The organism is Synechococcus sp. H60.1 (assembly GCF_047462335.1).
GTDB lineage: Bacteria > Cyanobacteriota > Cyanobacteriia > Thermostichales > Thermostichaceae > Thermostichus.
Window position 1 is genome coordinate 5,171 of record NZ_JANSJA010000110.1, and the last position, 6,652, is coordinate 11,822.

At 61.4% G+C, this 6,652-nt stretch carries 5 protein-coding genes; 1 reads left to right on the forward strand and 4 read right to left on the reverse strand.

What is annotated here, in order from left to right; all coding sequences use genetic code 11:
- Positions 1–1,021 (reverse strand): LysM peptidoglycan-binding domain-containing protein (locus tag NW852_RS05845; RefSeq protein ID WP_414426547.1); only part of this gene is annotated, 1,021 nt, incomplete at its 3' end.
- A gap of 399 nt (positions 1,022–1,420) precedes the next feature.
- Between NW852_RS05845 and cysS the strand changes: the two genes are divergently transcribed.
- Entirely contained in the window at positions 1,421–2,953 is a 1,533-nt protein-coding gene (cysS, locus tag NW852_RS05850) for a cysteine--tRNA ligase (protein ID WP_414372526.1), read from the forward strand.
- A 10-nt stretch (positions 2,954–2,963) separates the two neighbouring features.
- Here the strand turns inward: cysS and NW852_RS05855 are convergent, their stop codons facing one another.
- From NW852_RS05855 to thiL, 3 genes are all read right to left on the reverse strand, one after another.
- A complete protein-coding gene (locus tag NW852_RS05855) occupies positions 2,964–4,493 on the reverse strand; it encodes a S10 family peptidase (RefSeq protein WP_414366068.1) in 1,530 nt (509 codons plus the stop codon).
- Between the two features lie 84 nt (positions 4,494–4,577).
- Positions 4,578–5,171 carry a hypothetical protein gene (locus NW852_RS05860; protein ID WP_414366066.1) on the reverse strand — a complete coding sequence of 198 codons (594 nt, stop codon included), beginning with the start codon at positions 5,169–5,171 and terminating at the stop codon, positions 4,578–4,580.
- A 252-nt stretch (positions 5,172–5,423) separates the two neighbouring features.
- Entirely contained in the window at positions 5,424–6,446 is a 1,023-nt protein-coding gene (gene thiL / locus NW852_RS05865) for a thiamine-phosphate kinase (protein WP_414372529.1), read from the reverse strand.
- Positions 6,447–6,652: the final 206 nt, after the last annotated feature.

Consider the following 6,652-nt stretch of genomic DNA (forward strand, 5'->3'; position numbering starts at 1 on the left):
TGTCACCGGCTCCCACCGTGTGGGTCAGGGATCCACCGGCCAAGAGGGCCTGCCGTTCTTGCTGCATCTGCTGGGCCCGGCGCTGCTGCTCGGCCTGTAATCGAGCTTGCTCCTCGGCTTGGCGTTGCGCCTCTTCCTCCTGGCGGCGGCGTTCTTCCGCCTCGCGGGCCTTCTGGGCGGCGATCCTCTCTTTCTCGCGCCGGATTAGCTCGCCCACATCGCCAGGGATGAGCAGTCGTTGGCCAATGCGCAGATACTCCGGCCGATCCAGGGGGGTTGCCTCGATGATCCGCTGCTGCGGAACCCGATAGCGGTTGGCAATGTCTTCCAGGGTGTCCCCTGGCTTGACGCTGTAGATCAATCCTGGCTGGCTGGGGATCAGCAACTTCTGCCCTGGCTGCAGCGGCGTACTGGCTTGAATGCCGTTGGAGACAGTGATGGCGGCAGCATCGAGCTGGTACATCTGGGTTAGTTGCCAGAGGGTTTCTCCCGGCTGCACCTCATGCTCGAGAATGCCTCGAGGCCCTTCCCCGCTTGGGATCTGGCCAGCCTCGAAGGCTTGCCGCAGTTGGACTTTTTTTTGCTCGTAGTTCTGCTGCAGGGCGCCGGACAGCGTGTGCACCGAGGGCGGAATCGGCTCCGCCAGCTGGGATCCCCAGGGGTGGCGAGAAAGCTGACGTTGATGCAGCGTGGCCGCCCCCGCCAAGCCCAACATGAGCAAGAGGCCGGTGGTCCACATCGGATAGCCCCGTCGCGCCGGAGCCAAGGTCGAGGGATCTGGATTTTCTGGCTCGGCTGGCTCATCGGAGGGGGCCGGCCCCGACTCTTCCAGGGCATCGGCGCGGGGATCTGCCTCCAGCTTTAGGAGCCACACCATGCCCGTTAAGCTGAGAGAAAGGGCTAAGCCAGCCCACCGGAGTCTTGACGGGGCAGAGAGAAGTGCCGGCTCCCACCCCTCGGCAGCCCGCTCCTGAGCGGTCGGGATCCCTGCCGGATCCTCGGGCGGAGAAAGGGTGCTCACGGCAGCACCCTGGATGTCCAGCTCACTCCTCTGGGCATTTGAGAACGTCAATCTTTGGGGCATCCTCACACCAATAGGCTGATACTAGAGTGGAAGAGAAGATGTCAAAATTGAGGCCAGCGTCCCCTTGCAGCAAGCTCCACCAAGACTGGCGAAGCCCAAGCGCAGTTCGATAATGAACAGATTGGTTCGCACTCAGGTTAGAGTACCGTAGTTAATAAATCTAGACAAGTCTTCACAGGTAGTTTCAGCTGAGATGCTTGTCCCCCAATGATTGCAGCCCCCGGCCCGTTGAGATTTTGTCGAGCCTTATCTGATGCAGGACAGAATGTGCCATCGTGCTTACCTGGAAGATAAAGCCCGCTTTGCTGTAGCTGAAACTACAAACCAGGACTCTCCATGACTTTAGTTGTCTACAACACCTTGACTCGCCGTAAGGAAGTGTTTCAGCCCCTGTCAGCCGGTGGCTCTGAGCCCATGTCTGCCGACGAGGCGGCTGGCGGGGAGAAGCCCCTGGTGCGGATGTATGTCTGCGGCGTTACAGTTTACGATCTCTGCCACCTCGGCCACGCGCGCACCTATGTAGTGTGGGACATGGTGCGTCGTTACCTGGAGTGGCGGGGCTACCGGGTGAAGTATGTGCAGAACTTTACCGATGTGGACGACAAGATCCTCAAGCGGGCCTTAGAGCGGGGCGAATCGATGCAGGCGGTGGCGGAACGCTTCATCGCCGAGTATTTCCAAGATATGGATCGCCTCAACATCAAGCGGGCCGATCTCTACCCCAGGGCAACCCGATCGCTGCGGGCGATGTTCGAGCTGATCCAATCGCTGGAGCTCAAGGGCTTTGCCTACCGGGTACGGGATCCCCTTGCCCGTCAGGCGGAGATCCCTGCTTACGATGTCTACTACGCCGTCCGTAAATTCCCGGACTACGGCCAGCTCTCCGGTCGCAAGCTAGAGGAGCTGGAGGCAGGGGCCAGTGGCCGGGTGGGAGAGGAAGGGGCTGGCAAACAGGATCCCTTCGATTTTGCTCTTTGGAAGGCGGCTCCCCCTTCCGAGCCGGGGTTTGAGTCTCCCTGGGGCTGGGGACGTCCGGGCTGGCACATCGAATGCTCGGCTATGGTGCGAGAGACTCTGGGGGATCACATCGACATTCACGCCGGCGGAGCGGATCTCATTTTTCCCCACCACGAGAACGAGCTGGCCCAATCGGAGCCGATTACCGGCAAGCCGCTGGCCAAGTACTGGCTGCACAACGGCTTTGTCAACATCAACGGCCAGAAGATGTCCAAATCTTTGGGCAACTTCACCACCCTACGCCAGGCGCTTGCCGTCTATCACCCCATGGCCCTGCGGCTGTTCCTGCTCCAGACCCATTACCGCAGCCCGATTGACCTCACCGAGGCGGCGATGCAGGCGGCCAGCCACGGCTGGGAAACTCTCCAAAAAGGGATCCACTGCGCCCAGCAGTTTTGCCAGACGGTATCTCCCGATTGCGAGGCGATGCAAGCCTTTCAGGCGGCCATGGACGATGATTTTGGCACCCCTGGGGCGCTGGCCCTTGCTTTTGAGCTGGCCAAAGAACTGATCCGTGAGCACAACCTCTTGACCCACCAGGGCCACACCCACCTGCAGCCGCAGGTGCTGAGGCAGAAGAGCGCCGCCCTGCTGGAGATCTTGGCCACGCTGGGCTTCTGCTGGCCCCAGCCTGCCACCGCCCAGGGATCTGAGAAAGCCGTCGCCAATGGGGAACTGGCCAAGCTTCCACCCCTCGAAGAAAAGCAGATCGAGGAGCTGGTGGCCCAACGCACGGCAGCCCGCAGGGCGAAAAACTTTGCCGAGGCGGATCGAATCCGGGAGCAGTTAAAGGCCCTGGGGATCACCCTCATCGACCAAAAAGACGGCACCACCCGTTGGCTGCGGGAGTAGGGGTTGCCCATCACGAAGGGATCCTTAGGCCGGAAACGGCCTGGTGGTAGAACTGGCGCATCTCGGCAAACCACTCCACTCGCGAGGGATCCCAGGTGTAGAACATGTGGCCGCCGCGGTAGTGGCGCAAGAAAAGGTTGGCCTTGAGGCGGGGATCCAGCTTCATCAAGTCCACCAAGTGGTTGGAGGCAAAGTAAGGGGTGACCAGGTCGTAGAAGCCGTGGTGAATGCTCACCCGCAGGTGGGGATTGAGGGCCATGCTGCTGCGCAGCTCGTCCATGGCGCCAATAAACCCTTGCTTGAGTTCCCCTTTGGGGGTAAACCGCCAGGACTTGAACACCTCTAAGTTCAGGAGGTGGTAGGTCAAGTCTGTGTCCACCTGGAGGGTCTCCCGCAGGTGGCTGTTGATGGCGGCGGTAAAGAGGCGATCCACCCCATCCAAGGTGGGATCGGATCCCTCGAAGGTAGGCCGATCCGGAAAGGGATCCACCGTGGTGACGGAAGCATCGTACAGCCCCAACACCAGCCGCTGGGAGCGCAACAGCTCGCGGGCAAAGCTGGCCGGGTCGATCCGACCGCCTTTGTGGGCCACATACTCAGGTGAGAGTCCGATCCCTGCCGCCATCTCTGTGTAGATGGCCTGCCGCTCTGCCTCTGGCATCGCCTCCCCCATGGCCAAAAGAGGCAACAGCCGCTGGCGGGCAAAGCTTTCTGCTTTGGGCAGCAAGATCTGCAAATCCTCCCCCCAGCCACACCGCCCGTGATAGGCCGCCGTGGCTACATAGGAGGGGAACAGGGTTGCCCAGGTGCTGAGGTTGTAATCGGTGGTCTCCAGCAGCCCGAACTCGATGGCCGGCGAGATGAGAATCGCTCCTGACAGGCCCACCCCAAACTTGGCTTGCAGCTCCTTGGCCAGCCGCGCCACCCGAAATCCCCCGTAGCTCTCACCGGCAATGAAAATGGGAGAGAGCCAGCGCTTATACCGCGAGAGGAAGCCCTGGATAAACTCGCCCAAAGATTGCAAATCCCGCTCCACGTCCCAGAAGGGTGCTTCTTTGGGGGGCTCCTCCTCCTTCTCCTCCGGCTGAGTGGGCTTGGCCGCCGGATCGGATTTTTCCTGAGAACTTTTGGCGTCTTGAGACTCTTTGGGCAGGGCGCGGCTAAAGCCTGTCCCCACCGGATCGACGAAGACCAAATCAGAAAACAGCAGCCAACTTTCGGCGTTATCCACCAGTTGCACCGGCGAGGGCGGCAGGCTGCCGTTGGGCCCAAAGCAAATCCGTCTCGGCCCCAGGGATCCCATGTGCAAATAGGCAGAGGCGGCCCCCGGCCCGCCGTTGAAAACAAAAGTCAGCGGGCGGTGCGGGGAGTCAGAATCCTGCCTCAGATAAGCGACGTGAAAGATCTCGGCCACCGGCTTTTCTCGGCGGAAGAGCGTCTGCCAGCCAGCCACCGCCCTGTAGGGGAAGGACTCCCCCCCAGCGTTGAACGTGTGCTCTGTGGTGTGCAAGACAGGAGTGGACTTAGATTCTGCAGGCATAGAGACACGGGAGCTGCAACTTGCCTATCCAGTAAATCACAAGTTGCCAGATCTCCACCCCTGCCTTGGAACAGGAGCCGAGGGTTACAGGGTGAGCGGCGCTTCCAAGGTCAGATTAAAAGATTGGCCAGGGCGCAGCACCACCACCTGGGGAGCGGTAACATTGCCTACCACTACGCCAGCCGCTGCCCCTCCCAGGACATTGCCCGCCGAGACACCGCCGGTGATGGCTCCCAAAAGGGTGCCTGCGGCTGCCCCAATGGCCGCATCCTGGGCGATGGCCTCAGCCGAATACTGCCGGGGATCTTTCTCGTCGTGAAGAATGTTGGAAACAGCCCGCAGGCTATAGGTGCGACCCCCGAGGACGATGGCAGTGGCAACAAAGCGGGATCCGCCCGGCGCCGGCTCCATCTGCCCGAAGACGCGGCTGCCAGCCGGGATCACCAAACGCCCCTGGTTGTCGAAAATGTTTTGCGTGACGGCCACTTCCAGGGGATAGATGGTGTCTGGATAAAAGTATTGCGGCTCTTCGCTGCTGAGGCTGCCGACGGGAATGATCGTCCCCTGCTCAAGGCGGTAGGTGCCCAATTCAAAAAGCGGCTGGGCCACCACCGGCAAGGGGGCCAGCAGAGGGATCCCTGCCCAACCCATCACAGCGGCTGCTAAGATAGCTTTCATTGCAAATCTCCTAATTCTCCAGGGTTCTGGCGGGTGTCTGTGGCCTTGCGGGGCCAGTTGCCTTCCCTGTGCAGATCTCTCCATAACTTCTAGGTTATCGAATCAAAGTGCCAGCCCCTTTTCCGGGGTGGGTAGCTTTATCTGCAACTTTGGGCAGTTTTGGGCAGCCCGAAAGCCTACTTGTTCAACTTGAATTGAGGCGCACGGCCCTCACCCCCAGCCCCTCTCCCAGAGGGAGAGGGGGGATGGGGCTCAAAAGTGCTGGAAGGCGTGCTGGCGGCTGAGGGGTTGTCCGTCACTCAACCGCACCGTTCCCTGCGGATCCCAGCCGGTTACTTCCCCAATCCAGGTCGCCCCCGGCAACTGTTCCAGAAGGCGCTGGGCCAGCGCGGGCTCGGCGCTGAGCAACAGCTCAAAATCTTCCCCGCCGTAGAGCGCCCACTCCAGGGCTTGGCCCGGAAAAACATGTTGCAAAGCCGCCGAAATCGGGATCCGCTCCGCCTCGATCCGCGCCTCCACCCCACTGGTCTGGCACACCTGCACCAGAGCATCTGCCAAGCCATCGCTGGTGTCCATGCCAGCCAGGCGCAAAGGATCCGGGATCCCTTCCAAAAGGGGTAATAGATCCAAGCGCGGGCGCGGATATTGGTGCGCCCTGATTAACTGCTCTCGCTCGGCTGCCGCGGCTGAGGATCCCTGTTCGGGATGGAGCAGCAGCTCCAGGCCGGCCCGCGCGTCGCCATGGGGCCCTGTTACGATCAGCCAATCGCCCGGCTGGGCCCGTTTGCGCTCAATAGCCCGCCCCGGTTGTACCGATCCCAGAGCCGTGATCGCCACAAACCGCTGCGGCGACCGACACAGATCCCCCCCTACCAATTCCGCTCCCCAAGGGGCACAACAGGCTTGCATCCCTCGATAGAGCTCCTCCACCCAAGCCACCGGCGTGGATCCCGGCAGGCCCAGGCCCACCAGCAAAGCCAGGGGACGGGATCCCATCGCCGCCAGATCCGAGAGATTGGCTGCCACCGCGCGCCAGCCCACTGCATGGGCCGGGGTGGTTAAGTCGCTAAAGTGAACCCCCTCCACCAAGACATCGGTGGTCACCACCAACTGCCCCTTGGGAGCGGCCAACACTGCCGCGTCATCCCCCACCACCTGGTCAGGGCAGTAGCGCTGTACGATCTGCAACAGCCCTGCCTCGCCAATTGCCGAGATCGGCAGGGGAGAAAGGTCGCCGCTGGGTTGGGGAGGACGACCCGGAGGATCGAAAAACAAAGGAGCCCCTTGCGGATACACAGCGGGGTAGCTTGCTAGCCTCGTACTAAGCGCTCCGCACCGCTGACGCGAGTAGTACGGGGCGGAAAAGCCCGTTCGCGTTAGCAGGACGTAGTCCTTGAGCGACTTGAGTCGCTCGCCAATGCCATAATTCTAAGCAAGCACCCACCCCGGTGAAAGACCCGGACAGTGCTGTCAGTCAACAA

What these genes read in the sequence shown, in the direction of transcription:
- NW852_RS05860 (WP_414366066.1), bottom strand. Translation starts at nt 5,171, where the DNA reads ATGAAAGCTATCTTAGCAGCCGCTGTGATGGGTTGGGCAGGGATCCCT.
- cysS (WP_414372526.1), top strand. Translation starts at nt 1,421, where the DNA reads ATGACTTTAGTTGTCTACAACACCTTGACTCGCCGTAAGGAAGTGTTT.
- NW852_RS05855 (WP_414366068.1), bottom strand. Translation starts at nt 4,493, where the DNA reads ATGCCTGCAGAATCTAAGTCCACTCCTGTCTTGCACACCACAGAGCAC.